The following is a 21,531-nucleotide window of genomic DNA, read 5'->3' as shown; positions in this document are numbered from 1 at the left end:
ATCAACCCTTCGGACTGCCGAGGCAGAAGGTGGTCTTGGGGTCCGCGACGGTGATGAACTTTTCCGAATCCGCGCCACAGAGCAGTTCGTCGACCTCGCCGTCGATCCGCTGCATCACCCGGAAAGTCGCCTCGGTAGCGGCGCAATCGCTGAACTGATATCCGGTGAGGGTGTTGTCGATATAGCAGCTACCCTGCTTGAAGTTCGGCGCCAGGCAGAGGAACGCGGTGGTGCCGCCGTTCAGAGTCTCCTCGTAGGAGGTGTAATCCGCCGAGCACTCGGTCTTGTTGTCGTAGGTCTGCACAATTTTGTACACGGCCTTTTCCGACGAGCAATCGACCGGCTCGGTCTTGGAGTCGACAGCCGAGCCCTTGATGACGTTGATGCAGTCACCGACCTGCGACTTGGCCGTATCGGACTTGCTCGCGTCCTTGACCGCCGAACAACCGGTCACCGCGATCGCGACGGCGACCACAGCCAGGAGGCCGAGCACGATCCGTGCCAGCAGCCTCGTTCCTGGGAACTTCACCTGAAAACCTCTCTCACCGAACGCGTTCACGTCAGTCGTGAACGCGGTGAGGATACCCGCACGATTACCGGAACGCATCTACACTTCGGACGATCTTCGGTACAACCGGTTTCGGGCCGAGGCGTACCTCCGCCTTCGCTCCGGCCATGCGCAATCCGGGGACGGGCTTCATCCGACTGCGCCCATCGGGTCAGTACATCCCGAGGCCGTGCATCCCCAGCATCGAATAGCCGAGGATGGATGGGAGCAGGCGACCGAGGATTTGAATCCCAAAATAGTCCACTGTCAATGCCTTTCGCAGTTCGCCCACCTTGTGGACGATCGAGCAATCCGAGCACTGTGTCGCCCGAAGAGGCTAGGTCGTTACGCTTGGAAAGTATGACCCTGGAGGACGTTGCCGTCGACTTGTACGGGCTCGACCCCGCTGCGTTCGTGGCCGCGCGGACCGATCGGGTCACAGCCGCCAAGGATGCGGGCGAGAAAGAGCTCGCCGCGGCCATCGGCAAGCTGCGCAGGCCGACGGTCGCGGCATGGACGGTGAACCTGCTGGCCCGCGCGGTTCCCACGGATGTCGAAGCACTGCTGCGCCTGGGCGCCGCTCTGCGCACCGCGCAGCGGGAGTTGTCCGCTGACCAGCTGCGCAGCCTCACCGCACAGCGTCAGCAGGTGGTGAATGCCCTCGCGAAGCAGGCGGGGGTGCTGGCCGCCGAGCGGGGGCATCCGGTCGGCGAGGCAGTGCTGCGCGCAGTGGGGCAGACGCTGAACGCGGCGCTGGCCGATCCCGACATCGCCGAGCAGGTCCGCACCGGAACGCTGGCGACCTCGGCGACCTACGAGGGCTTCGGCCCCTCGGGCCCGGCGCTGGCCGCGGTCGCAGACGCCGCGGCCACCGAACCCGTGGCCGACGCACCAGCCGACACCGCACGCCGAGAACTCGACGAGACGCTCGAAGCACTCGAATCCGCTCGCACAGCAAGGGATTCAGCTCGATCTGATGCAGACGCCGCGGTAAATCGACTGGCCGAGAGCAAATCTCGGCTCACGGCCCTGCGTGATGAGCTGGCGCACGCCGAACAACAGAAGCGGTTCGCGCGCACCGCGGAGCGGGCCGCGCAGGATCAATTGCGTTCGGCGCAAAAGCAACTCGACCGAGTGGAGCGTCGGGTGGAGAAGGCACGCGAGCACCTCGACTCGGAGTGACGCCACTCAGCCGCGCAGCGCCCCGGGGAAGAGATACTCTTCCGGCGGCACTGCCTGCTGGTTGAGCCAGGCATCGAAGAAGCCGGTCAGATCGCTCGCGGACTTCGATTGCATAAAGGTGCGGAACTCCGGCATCGAAGCGTTGCCGTAGGCGTGGGCGACATTGAATTCCCGGACGGCGGCGAAGAATACGTCATCGCCGAGCTGCTTGCGCAGGGCGTGCAGAAATAGCGGGCCACGGTAGTAGACGGAGGTGAATTCGTTCCCGACACCGGGGTTTTCCAGCGGAATATCCCAGAAACTCTGCCTATCACGGTATTTCTGGATGGTTTCACGGTAATCGGCGTCGACATCGGCGCCTTCCATCCGCTCCGGCCACAGGTAGTCGGCGGTATAGCTGGCGAAACATTCGTTCAAGCAGATGTCGGACCATTGGCGCACCGATACCGAATCACCCCACCACTGATGGGCGATTTCGTGCACCACGGTCTGCAGGTCGGTCCACGGTGCGTAAATCGGCCTGGTCTGGGTCTCCAGCGAGAACTCCAGGTCGGTGTCGACGTAGATCCCGCCCGCCGCCTCGAACGGATAGGGACCGTACAGCGATTCGATGAAGTCGAGGATCTCGGGTAACCGCTGCTCGGTCTCCCTGCTGCCCTCCGCGTCCGGCGCGAATGCGCTGAGCAGCGGTGTTCCATTGGCTCGACGCTGCTCGAGGTAGGTGAACCGATCGATGGCGACGGTGGTGAGGTAGCCGAGCACCGGCTGATGTGACTCCCAGGTCACCGTCCGCTCGGCGCCGGTGACGGCGTTCTGCGTCCGGACGCCGTTGGAGACGACCTCCCACTCCGCGGGCACTGTCGCGTGCAGTGCGAACGTGGCCTTGTCGAGCGGTGTGTCGTTGAGCGGATACCAAGTGGCCGCGGAATGCGGCTCACCGGCGACGAACGCGCCGCCGCTCGCCGCGGCCGTCCAGCCCTCCCCCACGACATCCCCCGCCGGGCCCGCGTAGTCCACGGTGACCGTGAACGGCAGGCCGGGCAGCAGCGGCAGCAGCGGTGTCACGGTCAACTCGTGCTCGCCGTTGCGGTCGAAGGCGGCGGGCAGGTTGTTCACCGAAACCATTCGCACATCGGGGCCGTTGAAGTCGAGGTTGAACAGCCGCAGCGGCTGTGTCGCGGTCGCATCGATTCTGGTTGTCGCGGTGAGCTGCCTGCTCGGCGGGTCGTAGTCGAGGGTGACGTCGTAGTGGCGGGCGTCGTAGCCGCCGTTGCCGTCCAGCGGGTAGTACGGATCGCCGAGACCCGGTGCGCCCGACAGCGGGTCCGCGTTGGCGGGCGAAGGCGAGACCGTGACGAGCGCACCGACCACCGCGACGCACACCATGCCGGACAACCTCATTCGACCACCACCCCTTTCCACCACCCCCGGATTCCGGTACCGGCGTACCGACCTCGGTGGATGGTAGTCGCTTCAGTCGGCGGTACCGCTGAGCGCCACCGACGCGCCGAGACCGAAGATCATCACCCCGCCCGCGCCGCCGACCGCTTCGAGCCGCCGCGGCGAGCGCGCGAACCACGACCGCGCGGTGGCGGCGAGCAATCCCCAAGCGCTGTCGGAGACCAATGCGATACCGAGGAAGATGCAGCCGAGGATCAGGAACTGTAGCGGCATCGCGCCCGCGTCCGGATCAGCGAACTGCGGGAGCACCGCGGAGAAGAAGACGATCGACTTCGGGTTGGTCAACCCGACGAGTGCGCCCTGCCGGAATACCCGAGTGCCGGAGGACGGATCGACCCGCGCACCCAATGCCTCCCGCAGCGCCTTGCGCTGCCGGAACGCCTGGATCCCGAGATACATCAAGTACAGCGCGCCCACGACCTTCACCACGGTGAGCGCGAGCGCCGACGCCGCGACAAGTGCGCCCAGGCCGACGGCGACGAGCAGCAGCGAGACGAAAACCCCTGCCGCGTGCCCGAGCACAGAGACAAGAGCGGCCCTTCGGCCGAGCGCGAGCGCCCTGCCGATCGTGAACAGGACGCCGGGGCCGGGAATGACGATGATCAGGAGCGATGCTGCACAGAACGCCAGCAGATTGGTTGTGGGCACCATCTTCCGAGTTTAGGCGCCCGCGCAAGCCGAATTCCGGAGCAGATCGACTCACGCACCGAGATCGTCGGGTAGCTGATGCGGGTCGAGCAGCAGGCGTTTGGCCGAGGTGCGGCGCAACTTGTCGGCGAGCCCGAGATTGTCGGTGAGCAGCCGCCATTCGGCCTCGCTGATCGTGGCGCGTGCCCGTTCGATGATCGTGTCGTCGCGGGTGCCCCACGCGATCGGCATGGCGTTGACCGATTGCCATCGCTCGCCGACCTGCCGTGGTGCGCGTTCGGTGCGCACCGCAACCGACGGCACCCGCTCGCCGACGCGCTTCTCGTGGCCGGGCAGATCGCGGACCTTCCTGATCACCAAGGCATAGTGCGGATCGGTCGCCTCCGGTTTCGACACGTCTACCAGCGCGAGCAGCACCGCTCCGCTCGGGTGCATCTCGGAAATCACGGCGGGGACGAGCTCACCGTCGGCGTACAGCTTGTCGATGGTCGACCCGCGTGGCGCCCACAGCCCCACCCACAGCGCGGTCACCGCACCCAGCGCGAATGCGACGGCAAGCAGGTAGGCCCACGGGTGGTTCAGCCAGATCAGGTAGGCCGTAGCGGTCGCGGCGATGATCGCGGCCGCGATTGCCATAACGCGCAGTCGACGGAGGTCGGCGAAGACCTCGTTGACCGCATGGGCATGCCCGCGGTCGACCACGAATTCGAAGCGTCGCACGTCCCATTCCTAACACACGTTGTGGAGTATTCGCCTCCGCTTAACCGATGGCCGGTCCCAGCAAGTCGTCGGCATCCATGATGCGATAGGCATACCCCTGTTCGGCGAGAAAACGCTGGCGGTGTGCGGCGTATTCGGCGTCAAGCGTGTCACGCGCGACGACCGAATAGAAGTGGGCTTGGCCACCATCCTGTTTCGGCCGCAGCAATCGGCCGAGGCGCTGCGCCTCTTCCTGACGCGATCCGAATGTTCCCGAAACCTGCACCGCAACAGATGCTTCCGGCAGATCGATGGAAAAATTGGCGACCTTGCTCACCACGAGGACAGGGATGTCACCGCGCCGGAATGCATCGAAAAGCTCTTCGCGCTCTTTGGTTTTCGTCGATCCCTGGATCACCGGAGCATTCAAGGCGGTACCCAATTCGTCGAGCTGATCCAAGTAGGCGCCGATCACCAACGTCGGTGCGCCCGCGTGCTTGGCCAGAATCGATTCCACCACGGCAATTTTCGTGCGCGCCGTCGAGCACAGCTTGTAGCGCTCCTCCGGCTCCGCGGTGGCGTAGGACATCCGCTCCGCGTCGGTCAGCGTCACCCTGACCTCGACGCAGTCGGCCGGTGCGATCCAGCCCTGCGCCTCGATGTCCTTCCATGGCGCGTCGTAGCGCTTCGGACCGATCAGCGAGAACACATCGCCCTCGCGGCCGTCCTCACGCACCAGCGTCGCGGTGAGGCCGAGCCGGCGGCGCGACTGCAAATCCGCGGTCATCCGGAACACCGGGGCAGGCAGCAGGTGCACCTCGTCGTAGATGACAAGGCCCCAATCGCGGCTGTCGAACAGCTCCAGATGCTTGTACTCACCCTTGGTACGGCGGGTGATCACCTGATAGGTCGCGATGGTGACCGGCCTGACCTCCTTGCGCTCACCGGAGTACTCGCCGATCTCCTCTTCGGTCAGCGAGGTCCGCGCGAGCAGTTCCCTTCGCCACTGCCTGCCTGCCACCGTGTTGGTGACCAGGATCAGCGTCGTCGCCTTCGCCTTGGCCATCGCCGCGGCACCGACCATCGTTTTGCCCGCGCCACACGGCAGCACCACGACGCCGGAGCCACCGGCCCAGAAGGAATCCGTTGCCATCTGCTGGTAGTCGCGCAGGTGCCACTTGCCGCCGGAGTAGTCCAGGTCGATCTGATGGGCCTCGCCGTCGACATAACCGGCCAGGTCCTCGGCGGGCCAGCCGATCTTCAGCAACATCTGCTTGATCCGCCCACGCTCGGACGGGTGCACCGCCACCGTGTCGTCGTCGAGGCGGGCGCCGAGCATCGGCGCGATCTTCTTGTGCCGCAGCACTTCCTCCAGCACCGCGCGATCCAGGCTGATCAAGACCAGTCCGTGCGCGGGGTGCTTCACCAATTGCAGTCGCCCGTACCTGGCCATGGTGTCGACGATGTCGACGAGCAACGGCTGCGGCACCGCATACCGCGAGAAATTGACCAGAGCGTCCACCACCTGCTCGGCATCGTGGCCCGCTGCCCGCGCATTCCACAGCGCCAACGGCGTCACCCGGTAGGTGTGCACATGCTCGGGCGCGCGCTCCAACTCGGCGAACGGCGCGATGGACTGCCGCGCCGCATCGGCCAACTCGTGGTCGACCTCGAGCAGCAGGGTTTTGTCACTCTGAACGATCAGCGGACCGTCGGTCACGGTGCCTCCTTGTTTGGCTCGGCGACCATTCTCCCTGAACCCACCGACAGCTCGGCGGGCGGAACGGTCCTGCTCACATGTCCAGTGGCATCGAACTGGACCGAGACGAGCACGTGGCTCATCGGCGACGATCAGAACCATGATCGAGACGGCAGCGATTCTCGGGGTGGCGGCGGCGGCACTCGGCATGGTGCTCACACCGGGTCCCAACATGATGTACCTGGTCTCGCGGACCGTCTCACAGGGACGTCGGGCCGGATTGGTGTCGCTGAGCGGAGTGGCGGCCGGGTTCGCGGTGTACCTCGCGGCCGCGGCGGTGGGCGTCACCGCGGTGTTCGCGGTGGTACCGGGGTTGTACCTGGCGGTGAAGTCGGCCGGCGCCGCCTACCTCGGATGGCTGGCCTGGCAGGCCCTGCGCCCCGGTGGCGCCTCGGTGTTCGCGCCTGCCGCGCTGCCCGCCGATCCGACGCGGCGGCTGTTCACCATGGGCATGGTCACCAATCTGCTCAATCCCAAGATCGCGATCATGTACATGGCCTTGATTCCCCAGTTCGTCGCGCCGGACCACGGACGGGTGTGGCTACAGAGTCTGTGCCTCGGCATGGTGCAGATCACAGTTGCGCTCGCGGTGAACGGCCTTATCGTGCTCGGCGCGGGCGGCATCGCCGCCTTCCTGACCGGCAGACCGTTGTGGCTGCGCGCACAGCGGTATGTGATGGGCTCGTTGCTCGGCGCCATCGCGATTCTGCTCGCGACCGACCGCGCTCGGCCGACCCCGGCGTGATCGCGCCCCGCTGATCGGTAACCAGGGGGTGTCGCGGACCTCACACCTCCCCCGTCGTGCAAACCTGCTCGAGCAGAGTGCACGCGGAAGGAACGGATTCATGGGGCCCGAACTCGACATCATGGCGACACAGCTCGACTCCGCGGTCAATGCCGCGCAACGGATCGGTGAGCTGCTCGGCGTGATCGCCTTCGCGACCTCCGGTGCGCTGCTCGCGGTCCGCAAGAACCTCGATATCTTCGGCATGGCCGTGCTGGCTTGCAGCACCGCGCTCGGCGGCGGCGTAATCCGTGATCTGCTCGTCGGCCGCACGCCGCCCGCCGCCTTCACCGACCTGACCTACCTCAGCGCGTCACTGCTGATCACGCTCGTCATTTTCTTCCGGCACCCGACGAGCAGGCTGACCCGCGGCCCCCTGGAGGTCGCCGATGCGATCGGGCTCGGACTGTTCTGCGTGACCGGCACCGTCGTCGCTTACTCCCACGGCACCGGCGCGCCGACCGCGGCACTGCTCGGCATGGTCACCGCCATCGGCGGCGGCGTGATCAGGGACGTGCTCAGCGGACAGGTGCCCAGCGTGCTGCGCCCGGATCAGGAGTTGTATGCGGTGCCGGCCCTTTTCGGCGCGGCGACCACCGCCGCGCTGCTGCATTTCGGCGCGTACCGCGCCTGGACCGGCTTCCTCGCGGCGCTGGTCGCCATCGCGGTGCGGTTGCTGGCGCGCCGTTTTCAATGGCGCGCGCCGCTGGCGAGGCACACCATGCGCCCGGACGGAACGCTGGGCTGAGAGCTCCGGACTGCGCCCTCAGCTCACGCGCACGCCCGCACGCAGACGCCGGACACCCTCGTCCAGGATTTCGTCCCGCTTGCAGAAGGTGAAGCGCACCAGCCGATTCCAGTCGTCGGTGTTATCCACGAACGCACTGACCGGAACCGCGGCGACGCCGATTCGTTCGGGAAGTTGCCGACAGAAGGCCAGCCCATCGGTCGCCCCCATCGGCGTGATGTCGGCGCAGACGAAATAGCCGCCCGCACTGTACTTCACCTCGAACCCGGTGTCCGCGAGCGCAGCCGAGAGCCGAAGTCTCTTCTCCGACAGCGTGTCTCGCAGTCCTGCCACCCAGCCGAGCTCGTTGTTCAGCGCGTGCGCGACGGCGGGCTGGAACGGGCCCCCTGCCACGAAGGTCATGAACTGTTTGGCGGCAAGTACTCCGTCGATGAGATCGGCCGGGCCGCATGCCCAGCCGGTTTTCCATCCGGTGACACTGAAAGTCTTCGCCGCACTGGATACCACGATCGTCCGCTCGGCCATACCCGGCAGTGTGGCCAGGCTGATGTGCTCGGCGCCGTCGTAGACGAGGTGTTCATACACCTCGTCGGTGAGCACCAGAAGGTCATGTGCACAGGCGATTTCGGCGATCGCCATGAGATCGGCGCGGTCGAGAATCGTTCCTGTCGGATTGTGTGGCGAATTCACCACCAGCATCCGGGTGGCGGGCGTGATCGCCGCGCGCAGGCTGTCCAAGTCGAGGACGAACCGGTCACCCTCGGGAACGAGGCGCGCGGTCCGCCGCCGCGCACCCGCCAGCGCGACCGCGGCCGCGTAAGAGTCGTAATAGGGCTCGATCAGCACGACTTCCTCGCCGGGTTCCACCAGACCGAGCATCGCGGCGCTGATCGCCTCTGTCGCGCCCACGGTGACGAGCACCTGGGTGTCCGGGTCGTACCGGGTGCCGTAGCGGCGCGCCCGATCGTCGGCGATCGCGCGCCGCAGGACCGGCATGCCGCGCCCCGGCGGGTACTGATTCAGACCATCGGCAATGGCGCGGCGAGCGACCTCGAGCATCCCGGCGGGCCCGTCGGTGTCGGGAAAGCCCTGGCCGAGGTTGACCGCGTTGTGACGGACGGCGAGTTCGGTCATCTCGGCGAAGATCGTCGAGGCAAAGGGGCGCAGGCGGGCGACGGTGGTGGAACGCGTGGGCATATTCGGAGGGTAGCCCACCGGTCGCTATCGTTGCCATTAGATAGCGAATGGCTATGTTTCACTTTGCATTCGAGCCGTCTACCTGCACAGTTGTGCGTTGCCTCGGCCGCAGCTAGCGTCCCCCGTGTTCTAGCTCAGGTATCGCCGCTCGGCGATCCTCGAAAGGGGCGATTATGGCCGCGTACCTCGACCTATTGCTGCATCCGGCCGCGTCGGAGGTCGCCGGATCAGCACTTGGTCTCCTTCGCGATATCGCACACCTGCTGATCGGCGACTCTTTCCTCGGCTCATCGACCGGCAGCGGCGGCCTCGGGTCCTCCACCGGGAACTGGTTCAACGGCTCGTCTACGGGAAACTGGTTCAACGGCTCGCCTACGCCGTGATGACAGGGCCGCACTGACCCGGCGGCGCCAGGCCCGGCGATGAGGGCCCGGTCTGGCGTCGTTCACCCGAGATGAACTCCCGAAAGCTTGGCAGGATTGGCCACATCGTAAGCGCCCCAGACCAATCCGTCACGAACCGTGAACCCCATGACCCTGGTCCGATGCGTGCTCGGCCAATCACCCGCGACAGTCCACCGCATCACCAGACCCAATTGCCCATTGACCACGGCGAATTCGAGCTCGATCGCCGGAATCTCCTGCGATCCGTCCAGCCCGTACTTGCGGGCGAGGCCATGCAGGAAGCGGCCGATGCGATCCGCACCGCCGAGCACGTTGACCGCGGTCGCCGTGGTGCCGTTCGCATCGCCGATCATCACCGAATCCGGGTGCAGCGCAGCGGTAACCGCGGTGATGTCGCCAGCACTCAACGCCGCCAGCAGACGCTGCACCGCAGCATCGTGCTCGCCGTCGGACACGGGCGCAGGAGTGTTGGCCACGGATTTGCGCGCACGCACCGCGAGCTGCCTCGCCGCGTCCGCCGTGACACCGAGGATTTCGGCGATTTCGTCGAACGGCACCGAAAGACCATCGTGCAGAACGAATGCCACCCGCTGCGGCGGCGTCAGAGTGTCGAGTACGACCATGGCGGCGAAGCGATACTCCTGCTTGCGAACCACCGCGTCCAAGGGGTCCGGCACACCGGACGGTGTGACGGCAGTCACTATCGGCTCCGGTAGCCATTGCCCCACGTAGCTTTCCCTGCGGACGGCCGCACTGCGCAAACGGTCCAGGCAGATTCGGCTCACCACAGTCGTCAGCCAAGCGCGCAGATCCTCGATCTCCGATTGGTGCGCACCCGCCAGACGCAGCCAACTCTCCTGCACGGCATCCTCGGCATCGCCGACACTGCCCGTCAGTCGATACCCGACGGAAAGCAAATGTGCCCGATGCGATTCGAACGAGTCGGCGAGAAGAGCGGCAACCACCGGTCCGATTCTACGGTCTGCATCACGGCCCCATTACCACGGCTCCGGGGCGGGTGATGCGAAAACCGGATGATCGGGTGCGCCCCGCGTGACACCATGCTCGCATGGAGGAACGCCCACTCTTCGACGAAATGGTGTGGTTGTCGCCGCCGACAACGGCCGACATCGACACCATCGTCGAATGCTGCCAGCACCCGTCCATCGGCGAATGGGTGACGATTCCGGTGCCGTATCACCGGGGGCACGCCGAGAGGTTCGTCGATGAGTTCGTGACGCGCGGTTGGGCTGCGGACAACCCCACATGGGCGCTTCGGTTGCGTGCGGACGGTCCGGTTATCGGCATGATCGCCCTCGGCGCGGTAGACGAGTCGGCGCGCGAGATCGGCTTCTGGCTGGTACCCGAATATCGCGAACGCGGATTGATGTCACGCGCGATCGCGCTGGTCTGTGCCTTCGGTTTCGCCGAGGACGGCCTGGCCCTTGCCCGCATCGGCTGGCACGCCTTCGCGGGAAACCATGCTTCGGCAGCGGCGGTCCGCCGCAACGGTTTTCGCTATGAGGGTCTGGCCAGGCTCGGCAATATGCAGCGTGGTGTCCGGCGCGACAGCTGGTTGGCCGCACGCCTGGCCACCGACCCACCGGACTTCGCGGACGACTGGCCACCGGGAGTCTGATCCGATCGGTCGGCGGCACATCGGCGGCAGAGTTCGATACAGCTGCAACACTTCTCGGCCGCCGCCACACCCACCGTCGCAACGAACTCCGAGATCCATCGCGGGCCCCGGCTTTCGCCGGGGCCCGCGATGGATTTCGCCGGGAGCAACCGGTGCGCCGACGTCAGCTGTCGCGACGCAGCGCGACCGCCTCGGCAAGGTGATCGAGCTGGCGGGCGGTGGTCTCCCAATCGAGGCAGGCGTCGGTGATGGACTGACCGTAGGTCAGCTCGGCGGCGCGACCGAGGGTCAGGTCCTGACGACCCGCGACAATGAAACTCTCCAGCATCACACCGACGACGCCCCGCTCACCGGCGGCCAGTCGCGTCGCGATATCGGTGACCACGTCGACCTGCTTGTTGTGGTCCTTTTTGCTGTTGCCGTGGCTGGCGTCCACCACGATCCGCTGCGGCAGCGCTGCCTTCTCGAGCAGTTTGCACGACTCGGCGACCGAGACGGCGTCGTAGTTCGTTCCGGTACTGCCACCGCGCAGGATGACATGGCAGTCCGGGTTGCCGGAGGTCCTGATGAGCGCGGCGCGACCATCGAGGTCGGTACCGGGGAACACGTGGCTCGCCGCCGCGGCGCGCACGCCGTCGACGGCGACCTGCACGTCGCCGTCGGTGCCGTTCTTGATGCCGACCGGCATGGACAGCGCGCTGCTCAGCTGGCGATGCACCTGGCTCGCCGCGGTGCGCGCGCCTATGGCGCCGTAGGACACCAGGTCCGCGATGTACTGAGGGGTGATGGGATCGAGGAACTCACACGCCACCGGCAGGCCGAGCGCGGTGATGTCGGCCAGCAGCTTGCGTCCGAATCCGAGACCGGTGTTGACATCGAAGGAGCCGTCCAGGTGCGGATCGTTGATCAGCCCCTTCCAGCCGAGGGTGGTGCGCGGCTTCTCGAAGTACACCCGCATCACCACATGCAGCCGGTCGTCGAGTTCGGCGGCCTTGGCGGCAAGTCGGCGCGCGTAATCCAGCGCCGCGGCGGGATCGTGCACCGAGCACGGACCGACGATCACCATCAGGCGGTCGTCGTCGCCGTCGAGGACGTCGACGGTTTCCTTACGGCCCGCGCGGACGGTGTCGGCGAGTTCATCGGTGATCGGATGCACCCGACGTACCTCGGCCGGCGAGCGCAACGGGCTCACGCTGAGAGTGCGTTGATCATCGAGATCGGAATGCCGCGCGTCGATATCAGCAGCGGTAGTCATAATGGTTCCTTTACGTCAGGCCGACTCACTGACGGAAACCCGTCGAGCCGGTCGTTATCCGGCTCGAGGTGGAAGGTTGATCAGCGCAGGAGGTTGCCGCAGACCGACCCACCCGGGGCCGACTTGCTAAACCAGAAATACACTCGCTGCACGTCGGTGACTGTACCAGGCATGTACCAATCGGTGAACGCGTGGCGCCGCGCGATCGCACCCGATGAGCCGAACGTCACGATCGGCAACCTGACGCTACCAACCGTGACGTTCGATTCCACGCGGACCCGAAGCTCCCGTCACCCCCACTGACCGGGCTCGTAGTCGCCCGCCGGAGTGCGGACGATGACGTTCATGCGGTTCCAGGCGTTGATCATCGCGATGGCGGCGATGAGCGCGGCGGTCTGGTCCTCGTCGTAGTGCTTGCGCACCTGCTCCCACACCTCGTCGCTGACCCCGCGGCCGTCGCCGATCCGGGTGGCCTCCTCGGTGAGCGCGAGCGCGGCCCGCTCGGCCTCGGTGAACACGGTGGACTCGTGCCACGCGGCGACGAGGTTGAGCCGCACAGAGGTCTCGCCCGCGTGCGCCGCATCCTTGGTGTGCATATCGGTGCAGTAGCCACAGCCGTTGATCTGGCTGGCGCGAATCTTGACCAGCTCGTAGGTGGCCGCTGGCAGCGTGGAATTGCCGACGACCTGGCCCGCCGTGTTCAGTCGCTTGATGAAGCTGGTGGCGACGGGGTTGCTGTGGAGATTCATTCGAGCGTCCATGATGTGACTTCCTTTGCTGTTGTCGGCTTCGGAAAGAGGACGACGCAGCGCGACCACGTGTGACACCACCGAATATGAGCTCGACCACTCAGGGCTGTCGACGTCGGCGGCGGACCGGAGCCGGGGCAGGCTGAGCGAGACGGTCACCGTCGGTGAGCGATCCCGCCTGCTTCAGACGTCGTAATACCGGTGAGAGTTCGAAACTGTGCACGCCGTCGAGTGCGGCCATCTCGGTGGCCATATAGCGGTACAGGTGGTCGGCACTTTCACAGAACACCGTCGCGAACAGATTGAACGGGCCGGTGACCGCGGCGGTGTAGGTCGTCTCGTCGTGGTCGGCCAGCGCGCGACCGACCGAATCCAGGTGCGCGGGACCGACATTGAGCCACAAGAATGATGCGAGCCCCGATCCCAGTGCGGCAGGGGCCATATCGAGGTCGAAGTAGAGGATGCCACCCGCCTGCAACGCGGCAACCCGTCGGATGACGCGCCCGATAGTCATCCCGGTGGCGCGAGCGAGCACCGCGTAGCTGGTTCGTCCGTCGCGAGCCAGCAATTCCAACAGCGCGCCGTCACCGTCTTCGAGCTGAATGTCGATAGGGGACTCGATCGTTGGTTGCCCGGGCTGCTGGGAGGTGCGGATGTCGCGGCGGCCGCGCCAGTCGACGGCATTCCTTCCGACGAAACGGTGCAGGATCATCGACGCGGTGATGTCGATGACCGGCGCGCTGCGCTGCAACCGCTGCACCAGCAGGTCGTCGCGATCCTGCTGGGTGCGCGGATGCAGCGAGAAGGTGACCTCGGCGCCGCCGGCCGCGATGCTGACCCACGCCGCGTCATCACGGCGCGCCAGTGCCTCGGCCACTTGCACCGCGCCGTCCGGCCGGCAGCGCACCCGGACCAGCCAGTCGTTCTCGCCGACGGCCGGTGCGTCTACCGAACCGATCACACGGACGAGTCCGTCGCGGCGCAGCCGTCGATAACGGCGGGCGATCGTCTGCTCCGCGACGCCGAGTTCCGCCGCGATGTGACTGAACGAAGCCCGTGGATCGAGTTGCATCTGATGCACGATCTGCTTGTCCACCGGGTCGAGAATGGAGGTTTCTTTCGGCGTCACCGTGGCCATAGGAGGAAATTTACGCCGAACTCTCGTGCACACGACTTCGATCAACCCTAGGACGCAAACTCGACGCCCACCTACCGGCTCTCGAGAGAGGACAACGGCATATGCGCAAGTGGCTTCCGCTGCTGACGATCTGCCTCGGCACCTTCATGCTGCTGATCGACGTGACGATCGTGAACGTCGCCCTACCGGATATGGCGGGTGACCTCGACGCGTCGTTCAGCTCGCTGCAATGGGTCGTCAACGGCTACGCGCTGGCCATGGCCGCGTTATTGCTCGGGGCGGGTTCGATCGCCGATCTCGCCGGTCACCGGCGCATCTATATCGGCGGGCTCGTCTTGTTCGCGGCCTCGTCGCTGATCTGTGGGATCTCGCCGAATCCCTTGGTACTCATAGTCGCCCGCGTGCTACAGGGCGTCGGTGCCGCCGCCATGGCCGCGACAACCTTCCCCTTGCTGAACAGCTCGTACTCCGGCCGCGATCGCGGGGTCGCCTACGGCATGTGGGGAGCGATCGCGGGGGCCTCTTCCGCCATCGGTCCCATCATCGGCGGCGTACTCACCGAGGCGGCGTCGTGGCGCTGGATCTTTTTCGTCAACCTGCCCGTCAGCGTCGTCGCGCTACTGCTGTGCGCGGTTGCGCTCACCGATGTGGCCGAAACCCACCGAGCCCGAGTCGATCTGGCGGGAATGGTGACGTTCGCGTTTTCCGCGGCCGCGGCGACCTACGCGCTGATCCGCGCCAACGAACACAGCTGGTCCGACACCGGGACCTGGTCGATGCTGGTGGCCGCCGGGCTCGCACTCGCGGCCTTCGTGGCCATCGAGCGACGTTCGAAGGAGCCGATGTTCGATCTTTCGCTGCTGCGCGAGCGCGCCTTCGTAGGTGTGCTGATTGCCGCGGTTTCACTGTTTCTCGCCGCCTTCGCGGCACTGATGTACACCTCGATCTGGCTACAGTCGGTACTCAAGATGAGCCCCGTCCAGGCCGGCTTGGTCGGACTGCCGTTGTCGGCCATGGCTTTTGTGGTGTCCGGCGGTCTCGGCCGTTACCTGCACGGTGGGAATCCCGGGCGGATCATCGGTGGCGGACTGCTCGCCATCGGCGTTGGTGGGTTGCTCGGCGGGGTGCTCGTGCACGGCGATGCCGGGTGGACTGCGCTGATCCCCGGCTACCTGGCTGTCGGCGCCGGTGTCGGATTGGCCACCGCCACATTGGGTTCAGCAGCGATGTCGGCCGTTGCTCCGCAGCGCGGCGGCATGGCGACCGGTGCGATGAATACCGCGCAACAGCTCGGCATGGCATTCGGAATCGCTGTGCTCGGCAGCGTTTTCACCGCGCGTGCGCAGGATGTGCTCGCCGACCGCGGCGTGCCAGGCGCGGCGACGGCGGCGCAAGCCGTGGCGGGTGGGCGCTCGGCGCCGTTGCCGATGCAGGACGCGATACACGCGGCCGCTGTGGCGGGAGTGCAGGGGACCCTCGCCGTCTCGGGGGTGGTCGGCCTACTCGGTGGAGCACTGACCATGGCGCTGATCCGACCCGCAGGTAGGACCCCTTCCGACATCATCGATGCGGAACTCGCGCGCGAGTCCACAGGCGCGTAGCGGTGTTCCACGGTCCCGCTGCCCACGTTGGGGCGGGACCGTTGACATCGCGATGAATCGACCGGACGGCCGAGCGGTTCGTCGGGCAAGCGTCCGTCGGTTCGGCAGGGCGATTGTCGACTGCTCCAACAATCGGTGCTAAATAATTGCCGAACTGTCGAGCAATGCGCACAAGCGGCGTGTCAGCGCTCTATTCGGACAGGTAGAAGCCGGAAACAAGTACCGTTTTTCCATGGACACGCTAATCTTCGGCGGTTTGCTAGCGACGATGGTCGCCCTATTCCAGCAGCGTTCCCGGCGGGCGGTGATCGGTGCGTGGTGGGTGCTGCTGGTCGCGACGGTGCTGCTGCTCGCGCACCACATCACCGGCGGTCTCGGACTCGGATTGAATTACTGATGGTCGCCACCGAGGCTTCGACGGTTCGGACAGCGCTCGGCCAGATCCAGTACTGGCTCGCGGTGATCTTCGTGATCGGCTGGACCGCAATCATCTGCGGCGGGCTCGCCTTCCAGTTCGGCGCATGGGAATACCCGTGCCCGCTGTGCATCGTGCAGCGCATGTTCATGGCGCTCGCGGCGCTGGGCGCGGCGTTCATCGTGCGCGAGGGCATGAACGGAACCATCGAGGCCCCCGACTACACGACCGGCTGGGGGCTGGCGATAGTCGGTTGCGTCGCAGGCGGATTCGCCTCTTGGCGGCAGACCGTGCTGCACATCCTGCCCGGCGATCCCGGCTACGGCGACCCGATGCTCGGTCTGCACCTGTATGTCTGGGCTTGGATACTTTTCGTCGTCGCGATCGCGACAATCGGTGTCGTGCTGTCGTTTTCGCATAACACCGCGGCACCGGCGATTCCCGCGATGCCGCATCGCATGGCCGGACTGATCGCGCTGTGGTTCCTCGGCATCGTGTTGGCCGTCAACCTGGTAGTGGTCTTCTTCCTCGAGGGACTCCACTGGTTCCTGCCCGACGATCCGAACCGATACCAACTCTTCTACGACCTGCACATCCTGGGCTGAGCGTCGCCATCGAACGTAGTCGGCCGGATGCCACAGTGCATCAGGATGTCCGGCTGTCCGCTAGTTGCCGATACTGAAGGTGACGCCGGTCAGCTTCTCCGACAACTCCCACAGACCGCTGGCGACTTCCTCGTCCTTCGACGCCGCGCTCGAACTGGAGCGTGCCGGATATCCGTGCATGCCCAACCAGCCATCCGGTCCGTAGTAAGCGCCCGGCTCGACATTATCTGTAGCCGCGAAAAGCTCTGGCAGCGCGCCCATCTCGGCGCTCTGCGCCAGCAACCGGTTGCCGTACTTCATGATCGTGTCCAGGATCGACTCGGTGTGCGACTGCAACTCTGTCGAGGCGTAGCCGGGGTGCGCGGCGACCGAGATCTTCGGCGAGCCCGCCGCGGTCAGCCTGCGGTGCAGCTCGTTGGCGAACATCAGATTGGCCAGCTTCGCCTGGCCGTAGGCAGGCCAGCGCTGATACTTGCGGTGCTCCCAGTTCAAATCTTCCAGATCGATCTTGCCGGTGCGGTGCGCACCGCTGGACACGGTGACGACTCGATCCGAAATCTTGTCCAGCAGTAACCCGGTCAATGCGAAATGCCCGAGATGGTTTGTACCGACCTGCATTTCGAAGCCATCGGCGGTCCGCCCCTGCGGCACCGCCATCACGCCCGCGTTGTTGATCAGCACATCGGCCTTGTCCACCGAATCGGCGAACTCCCTGACCGAGGCCAGGTCCGCGAGATCGAGCTTGCGGACCTGCGCGCGCGGCCCGATCTCCGCGGCCACCCGCTCGCCCTTGGCCATATTCCGACAGGCCAAGATCACCTGCGCCCCCGCGCCGGCCAACGCCCGGACCGCCGCCGCCCCCAGCCCGCTGTTGGCGCCGGTGACGATGAAGGTCCTGCCGCTCTGGTCAGGAATATTCGAGGTATCCCACCTGCTCATACTCTGGATTCTAGTCCGATGCGGCACCATCGCACCCCCTCCGAGCAGCGGATCACAGCCCTCATGCCTGAGCGAGCACCTCGTCGTCGCTCATCGCGGCGACCTCCAGGTACATACCAGCGACAGCGTCCAGCCGCCCGGTCGCACCCTGGCGCTCCTCGCGTATGACCAGGCGCTCGGCCAAACCCGCTACGTTGCGGCCGATGAGTAGATCGGCGACAAGAACGTGGTCGGCGTCGAGCCATTCGCGGATTCTCGCGACGGCGGTGGTCGCCAGCACCGAGTCACCGCCGAGACCGAAGAAGTCATCGTGCACACCGATGCGTTCGACGCCGAGCACCTCGGCGACAACGGCGGCCAGCGCCGCCTCCAGAGGACTACGCGGTGCGATATCCGGTGTCTCATCGGCAACCGGTTCCAGCAGCGCCATTACCGCACGACGATCCAATTTCCCGTTCGCCGTGAGCGGCATGTACTCGAGAAATTCGATCCGCGTCGGAATCATGTAGCCGGGCAACAGGTCCGAGATCGCGCCGACGAGGTCGACGGTCGCTCCCGCATCACCGGACACCGCGGCGACCAGCTTAGGCGCGCCGCTGCCCACCACCGCTGCAACAGCATGCCGGACGCCTGGTGCGGTACGCAGGGCACTTTCCACTTCGCCCAATTCCACTCGGTAGCCACGGATCTGCACCTGATGGTCGGCGCGGCCGAGGAATTCGATGGTGCCGTCGGGCCAGTAGCGGGCCATATCACCGGTCCGGTACCAGCGGATGTCGTCGTGGTCGACGAATCGTTCGGCGGTTCGCTCGGGGTCGTTGCGGTATCCCGCAGCGACATTCGCACCGCCGACCCAGAACTCGCCTGCCACCCAATCGGGCCGGTCGCGGCCGGTGGGGCCGACCACTCGGCACCGCACATTGCGCAGCGGTACCCCGAAAGGCACCGTCGCCCAGTGCTCCGGCGGGTCGGTCACCTCGCAGATGGTGTTGTGGATCGAGGTTTCGGTGGCGCCACCGAGTCCGGAGAAGCGGCACCCTGGAACCTGCCTGGCCAGCCTGCGCGCCAGGTCCGCACCGACCCAGTCGCCGCCGAGGGTCACCGCGCGCAGCGAATCCCCGAGCTGGTCGCCGCCGATCTCCAGGATCATGTCGAGCATGCTCGGCACGCAGTTCAGGATCGAAACCCGGTAGTGGCGAAGCAGATCCACCCAGCTCGTCGCCTCCTCGCGCTGTTCGACGCTCAGAGCGACTACGGCGCCACCCACCGACAGCATGCCGAACATGTCGTACACAGAGGCATCGAACTCCAGCGCCGAAAGGCCGAGCACCCGGTCATTCGGGCCGACATCGAACCAGATGTTCACCGCGTCGATGGTGTTCATCGCGCCGCTGTGGCGCACATCGACTCCCTTGGGCACCCCGGTGGAGCCGGAGGTGAACAGCACGTAGGCGATCGCGTCCGGCTCCGGTATCACCGGGTCCTGCAGCGGATTCGAATGCTTGCGCGCGACCGACAACGGCACCACGGTGAGGTCGGACTGTCCCATGTCGGCACCGTCGACAGTGAGCGCCGCGACCACCTCACCCGTGCGCAGGATCTCGGCCCGCCGTCCGACAGGCTGATCGAAGCCGATCGGGACATACGTCGCACCCGCGGCGAGCACGCCGAGCACCGCAAGAATCTGATCCGGCCCCTTGGGCAGCTGTACCGCCACCGTGGCACCGGGCCGAACCCCGTTGTCCCGCAACGCACCCGCCACCGCGAGCACCTGCTCCGACAACTCGTGATAGCTCCATGCCCCGTCGAGGCCGTCGCGGCGCCACAGCACGGCCGGTGCGTCCGGCGTCGCGGCGGCATGCTCGAAAAAGCCCTGGTGCAGTGCGCGGCCGGTCACCGGTCCATCCGTCGCGTTCACCGACGCACGCACGGAAGCCTGCGAAACCGGCAGGCGCACAGCGGCTTCGGCGTTCCAGCCAGCCTCGCCCGCACCGAGTCGGCCGATGGAATCGGTGTAACTGGCGAACATCGCATCGACCACCCCCGCCGGAAACGCGGACTCCCTGACGTCCCAGTTGAGCAGCAATCCGCCACGCACCTCGGTGACCTGCGCATCCAGCAGGACCTGCGGCCCTTGCGAAATGATCCACACCGGCTCACCGAAAGTACCGGTCACCGAGTCGGCGAACAGCTCGCCCAGATTGAGGGCACTGGTGTAGACGATCGGCGCGAGCACCGGCTCGCCGCGATGACGACCGAGGTCGCGCAGTACCTCCAGGCCCGAATAGCCGGTGTGCGCACCGCTTTCGTGCATGGCGCGCTGTAGCCTTCTGGCTCGCTCGGTGACGGTCACATCGTCGCTCACGTCCACCTCGAGCATGATCGACGAGGTGAAGTCGCCGATGACGCGGTCGATATCCTTGTGCACCGGTTCCCGATGGAACAGCGGCACATTCAGCAGGAACCTGCTTTGCGCCGACCAGCCGCCGATGGTCTCGGCGAACACCGCGGCAAGCGCCATCGCGGGCGTGATGCCGCGCGCGTGCGCGGCGGCGAGCAGCCGCGCCTTGGCCTCGGGCTCCAACCAGTGGTTATAGCGTACGGTCCGGTGCGGTTCGGTACGTTCGCTGACCGGGATCGTCGGCAGCTCGGGCGCGTCGGGCAGCTCGGGGAGCCGGTCGCGCCACCACTGCTTATCGCGCTCGAAGGTCACGGCGTCGAGGTGCTGTTCGGTGCGGTAGCGCCGGTAGCTGTAGGTCTGGGGCGCCAGCGTGCCACCGTGATAGAGCGCGGCGAGATCGGTGATCAGCACCCGGTAGCTCATCGCGTCGCCTGCCAACATGTCGACGTCGAGGTGCAGGCGGGTCCGATCGTCGGCGAGCAGGGTGAGGGAGACGTCCAGGACCTGCCCGTCCTCGATCGCCAGCCGCTGGTGGGTCTTGCTGTCGCGCAAACCGGCCAGCTCCGCCTCGGCGTCGTCGACGGCGTGCGAACGCAGATCGACGACGCTGAACACCGGCCGACCCGGTGCGGCCATGGCCTGTTGCGTCCCATCCTGCAGAAATCTGGTGCGCAGCATCGGATGCGCGGCGACGAGGTCGGCGACGGCGCGTTCGAGCCGTACCGGATCGACACCGGCGCCGTCGAATTCAACGTACAGATGTGCCGCGACACCCCCGAGGTCCTGTGATTCCGATCGCCCGATCCAGTACGCGTGCTGCATCGGTGCGAGCGGAAACGGGGCGTCCTCGGACTGACCGTCTTGCTGCGCGCCGGCCACCTGACTGTCATCCTGCTGAACGTTTTCGAGCGCCCCGCCAGCAGTCGCAAGCGGTGCTGTTTCGAGCGACCCGCCAGCAGTCGCAAGCGGTGCCGCATCGTCCGACCGATCCGAGCCGCCGAGCAGCTCGTACCATCCGTCGACCGTCGGATTCGCCGCCAGGAGTGCGAAGTTGATGTCGATGCCGCGCTTGCGCCACGCACCGGCGAGCTTCATGGTTCGGATCGAGTCGAGGCCCAGCTCGATGAGGTCGTCGCCGTCGATGATCGCGTCGGTGGTGATGTCGAGTTGCCCGGCGATCGCGGCACGGATCTCATCCCGGCCGATCACCGGGCCGTTCGCTGCTACCCCCGCGCGTTCGGCTCCGTCACCCTGTCGCTGTGCTGGCTCCATAGACCGCTGTCACTCCTTGGTTGCCGCCGTCATCGGCGGATCGAGACTGCTCCGCAGCAGCCTAACGCATTGAGATAGGGTTGCCTAA

20 protein-coding genes are annotated in these 21,531 nt (G+C 66.1%); 8 read left to right on the top strand and 12 right to left on the bottom strand.

From position 1 onward, the window contains the following. Position 1 precedes the first annotated feature (1 nt). Positions 2 to 529 (bottom strand): LppU/SCO3897 family protein, encoded by a 528-nt coding sequence (locus ACLMAJ_RS30860; RefSeq protein ID WP_412017379.1) that lies wholly within the window; start codon positions 527 to 529, stop codon positions 2 to 4. A 378-nt stretch (positions 530 to 907) separates the two neighbouring features. On the opposite strand from ACLMAJ_RS30860, the gene ACLMAJ_RS30855 reads away from it, so the two are divergent. After that, complete coding sequence (locus ACLMAJ_RS30855; RefSeq protein ID WP_412017378.1) at positions 908 to 1,729, top strand: hypothetical protein; 822 nt, start codon at positions 908 to 910, stop codon at positions 1,727 to 1,729. 6 nt (positions 1,730 to 1,735) lie between these two features. Here ACLMAJ_RS30855 and ACLMAJ_RS30850 read toward each other — a convergent pair whose 3' ends face one another. From ACLMAJ_RS30850 to ACLMAJ_RS30835, 4 genes are all read right to left on the bottom strand, one after another. Beyond that, complete coding sequence (locus ACLMAJ_RS30850; RefSeq protein ID WP_412017377.1) at positions 1,736 to 3,130, bottom strand: M1 family metallopeptidase; 1,395 nt, start codon at positions 3,128 to 3,130, stop codon at positions 1,736 to 1,738. Positions 3,131 to 3,202: 72 nt separating this feature from the next. Then, positions 3,203 to 3,841 carry a LysE family translocator gene (locus ACLMAJ_RS30845; protein ID WP_412017376.1) on the bottom strand — a complete coding sequence of 213 codons (639 nt, stop codon included), beginning with the start codon at positions 3,839 to 3,841 and terminating at the stop codon, positions 3,203 to 3,205. A gap of 48 nt (positions 3,842 to 3,889) precedes the next feature. Then, positions 3,890 to 4,558 (bottom strand): DUF3239 domain-containing protein, encoded by a 669-nt coding sequence (locus ACLMAJ_RS30840; RefSeq protein WP_412017375.1) that lies wholly within the window; start codon positions 4,556 to 4,558, stop codon positions 3,890 to 3,892. Positions 4,559 to 4,598: 40 nt separating this feature from the next. After that, on the bottom strand, positions 4,599 to 6,257 hold the full coding sequence (locus ACLMAJ_RS30835; protein WP_412017374.1) for a DNA repair helicase XPB: 1,659 nt from the start codon (positions 6,255 to 6,257) through the stop codon (positions 4,599 to 4,601). Between the two features lie 139 nt (positions 6,258 to 6,396). Here ACLMAJ_RS30835 and ACLMAJ_RS30830 point away from each other — a divergent pair, with 139 nt between their 5' ends. Continuing rightward, on the top strand, positions 6,397 to 7,041 hold the full coding sequence (locus tag ACLMAJ_RS30830; protein WP_412017373.1) for a LysE family translocator: 645 nt from the start codon (positions 6,397 to 6,399) through the stop codon (positions 7,039 to 7,041). 100 nt (positions 7,042 to 7,141) lie between these two features. Continuing rightward, on the top strand, positions 7,142 to 7,828 hold the full coding sequence (locus tag ACLMAJ_RS30825; protein WP_412017372.1) for a trimeric intracellular cation channel family protein: 687 nt from the start codon (positions 7,142 to 7,144) through the stop codon (positions 7,826 to 7,828). An 18-nt stretch (positions 7,829 to 7,846) separates the two neighbouring features. Here ACLMAJ_RS30825 and ACLMAJ_RS30820 read toward each other — a convergent pair whose 3' ends face one another. Beyond that, complete coding sequence (locus ACLMAJ_RS30820; protein ID WP_412017371.1) at positions 7,847 to 9,025, bottom strand: pyridoxal phosphate-dependent aminotransferase; 1,179 nt, start codon at positions 9,023 to 9,025, stop codon at positions 7,847 to 7,849. A 173-nt stretch (positions 9,026 to 9,198) separates the two neighbouring features. Between ACLMAJ_RS30820 and ACLMAJ_RS30815 the strand changes: the two genes are divergently transcribed. After that, the gene (locus ACLMAJ_RS30815; RefSeq protein ID WP_412017370.1) at positions 9,199 to 9,408 is read left to right on the top strand and encodes a hypothetical protein; all 210 of its coding nucleotides are present in this window, start codon (positions 9,199 to 9,201) and stop codon (positions 9,406 to 9,408) included. Between the two features lie 62 nt (positions 9,409 to 9,470). On the opposite strand, the gene ACLMAJ_RS30810 is transcribed toward ACLMAJ_RS30815, so the two are convergent. Further along, positions 9,471 to 10,394, bottom strand: coding sequence for a sigma-70 family RNA polymerase sigma factor (locus ACLMAJ_RS30810; protein ID WP_412017369.1), 924 nt, complete (start codon positions 10,392 to 10,394; stop codon positions 9,471 to 9,473). A gap of 104 nt (positions 10,395 to 10,498) precedes the next feature. Between ACLMAJ_RS30810 and ACLMAJ_RS30805 the strand changes: the two genes are divergently transcribed. Then, entirely contained in the window at positions 10,499 to 11,068 is a 570-nt protein-coding gene (locus ACLMAJ_RS30805) for a GNAT family N-acetyltransferase (protein ID WP_412017368.1), read from the top strand. A gap of 163 nt (positions 11,069 to 11,231) precedes the next feature. On the opposite strand, the gene ACLMAJ_RS30800 is transcribed toward ACLMAJ_RS30805, so the two are convergent. From ACLMAJ_RS30800 to ACLMAJ_RS30790, 3 genes are all read right to left on the bottom strand, one after another. After that, positions 11,232 to 12,323: a 3-deoxy-7-phosphoheptulonate synthase gene (locus tag ACLMAJ_RS30800; protein ID WP_412017367.1), complete on the bottom strand. Its 1,092-nt coding sequence runs from the start codon at positions 12,321 to 12,323 to the stop codon at positions 11,232 to 11,234. Positions 12,324 to 12,613: 290 nt separating this feature from the next. Then, positions 12,614 to 13,084, bottom strand: coding sequence for a carboxymuconolactone decarboxylase family protein (locus ACLMAJ_RS30795; protein ID WP_412017366.1), 471 nt, complete (start codon positions 13,082 to 13,084; stop codon positions 12,614 to 12,616). A gap of 88 nt (positions 13,085 to 13,172) precedes the next feature. Then, positions 13,173 to 14,210 (bottom strand): Lrp/AsnC family transcriptional regulator, encoded by a 1,038-nt coding sequence (locus tag ACLMAJ_RS30790; RefSeq protein WP_412017365.1) that lies wholly within the window; start codon positions 14,208 to 14,210, stop codon positions 13,173 to 13,175. A gap of 101 nt (positions 14,211 to 14,311) precedes the next feature. Between ACLMAJ_RS30790 and ACLMAJ_RS30785 the strand changes: the two genes are divergently transcribed. The 3 genes from ACLMAJ_RS30785 to ACLMAJ_RS30775 all read left to right on the top strand — a co-directional run bounded on the left by ACLMAJ_RS30785 (position 14,312) and on the right by ACLMAJ_RS30775 (position 16,831). Beyond that, positions 14,312 to 15,811: an MFS transporter gene (locus ACLMAJ_RS30785; protein ID WP_412017364.1), complete on the top strand. Its 1,500-nt coding sequence runs from the start codon at positions 14,312 to 14,314 to the stop codon at positions 15,809 to 15,811. Between the two features lie 232 nt (positions 15,812 to 16,043). Next, positions 16,044 to 16,208: a DUF5993 family protein gene (locus ACLMAJ_RS30780; protein WP_412017363.1), complete on the top strand. Its 165-nt coding sequence runs from the start codon at positions 16,044 to 16,046 to the stop codon at positions 16,206 to 16,208. Further along, on the top strand, positions 16,208 to 16,831 hold the full coding sequence (locus ACLMAJ_RS30775; protein ID WP_412017362.1) for a disulfide bond formation protein B: 624 nt from the start codon (positions 16,208 to 16,210) through the stop codon (positions 16,829 to 16,831). The genes ACLMAJ_RS30780 and ACLMAJ_RS30775 overlap by 1 nt, the downstream gene beginning before the upstream one ends. A 60-nt stretch (positions 16,832 to 16,891) precedes the next feature. On the opposite strand, the gene ACLMAJ_RS30770 is transcribed toward ACLMAJ_RS30775, so the two are convergent. Both ACLMAJ_RS30770 and ACLMAJ_RS30765 read right to left on the bottom strand, forming a co-directional pair. Further along, positions 16,892 to 17,770, bottom strand: coding sequence for an oxidoreductase (locus ACLMAJ_RS30770; protein ID WP_412017361.1), 879 nt, complete (start codon positions 17,768 to 17,770; stop codon positions 16,892 to 16,894). Positions 17,771 to 17,831: 61 nt separating this feature from the next. Beyond that, complete coding sequence (locus ACLMAJ_RS30765; protein WP_412017360.1) at positions 17,832 to 21,443, bottom strand: non-ribosomal peptide synthetase; 3,612 nt, start codon at positions 21,441 to 21,443, stop codon at positions 17,832 to 17,834. Between the last annotated feature and the right edge of the window lie 88 nt (positions 21,444 to 21,531).

This window comes from Nocardia arseniciresistens (assembly GCF_046764875.1).
GTDB classification, from domain to species: Bacteria; Actinomycetota; Actinomycetes; order Mycobacteriales; family Mycobacteriaceae; genus Nocardia; species Nocardia arseniciresistens.
The sequence above is the reverse complement of the archived record's forward strand: the minus strand, read 5'-3'. Positions and strand labels throughout refer to the sequence as shown.

What these genes read in the sequence shown, in the direction of transcription:
- ACLMAJ_RS30855 (WP_412017378.1), top strand. Translation starts at nt 908, where the DNA reads ATGACCCTGGAGGACGTTGCCGTCGACTTGTACGGGCTCGACCCCGCT.
- ACLMAJ_RS30850 (WP_412017377.1), bottom strand. Translation starts at nt 3,130, where the DNA reads ATGAGGTTGTCCGGCATGGTGTGCGTCGCGGTGGTCGGTGCGCTCGTC.
- ACLMAJ_RS30845 (WP_412017376.1), bottom strand. Translation starts at nt 3,841, where the DNA reads ATGGTGCCCACAACCAATCTGCTGGCGTTCTGTGCAGCATCGCTCCTG.
- ACLMAJ_RS30830 (WP_412017373.1), top strand. Translation starts at nt 6,397, where the DNA reads ATGATCGAGACGGCAGCGATTCTCGGGGTGGCGGCGGCGGCACTCGGC.
- ACLMAJ_RS30825 (WP_412017372.1), top strand. Translation starts at nt 7,142, where the DNA reads ATGGGGCCCGAACTCGACATCATGGCGACACAGCTCGACTCCGCGGTC.
- ACLMAJ_RS30820 (WP_412017371.1), bottom strand. Translation starts at nt 9,025, where the DNA reads ATGCCCACGCGTTCCACCACCGTCGCCCGCCTGCGCCCCTTTGCCTCG.
- ACLMAJ_RS30815 (WP_412017370.1), top strand. Translation starts at nt 9,199, where the DNA reads ATGGCCGCGTACCTCGACCTATTGCTGCATCCGGCCGCGTCGGAGGTC.
- ACLMAJ_RS30805 (WP_412017368.1), top strand. Translation starts at nt 10,499, where the DNA reads ATGGAGGAACGCCCACTCTTCGACGAAATGGTGTGGTTGTCGCCGCCG.
- ACLMAJ_RS30800 (WP_412017367.1), bottom strand. Translation starts at nt 12,323, where the DNA reads ATGACTACCGCTGCTGATATCGACGCGCGGCATTCCGATCTCGATGAT.
- ACLMAJ_RS30795 (WP_412017366.1), bottom strand. Translation starts at nt 13,084, where the DNA reads ATGGACGCTCGAATGAATCTCCACAGCAACCCCGTCGCCACCAGCTTC.
- ACLMAJ_RS30790 (WP_412017365.1), bottom strand. Translation starts at nt 14,210, where the DNA reads ATGGCCACGGTGACGCCGAAAGAAACCTCCATTCTCGACCCGGTGGAC.
- ACLMAJ_RS30785 (WP_412017364.1), top strand. Translation starts at nt 14,312, where the DNA reads ATGCGCAAGTGGCTTCCGCTGCTGACGATCTGCCTCGGCACCTTCATG.
- ACLMAJ_RS30780 (WP_412017363.1), top strand. Translation starts at nt 16,044, where the DNA reads ATGGACACGCTAATCTTCGGCGGTTTGCTAGCGACGATGGTCGCCCTA.
- ACLMAJ_RS30775 (WP_412017362.1), top strand. Translation starts at nt 16,208, where the DNA reads ATGGTCGCCACCGAGGCTTCGACGGTTCGGACAGCGCTCGGCCAGATC.
- ACLMAJ_RS30770 (WP_412017361.1), bottom strand. Translation starts at nt 17,770, where the DNA reads ATGAGCAGGTGGGATACCTCGAATATTCCTGACCAGAGCGGCAGGACC.
- ACLMAJ_RS30765 (WP_412017360.1), bottom strand. Translation starts at nt 21,443, where the DNA reads ATGGAGCCAGCACAGCGACAGGGTGACGGAGCCGAACGCGCGGGGGTA.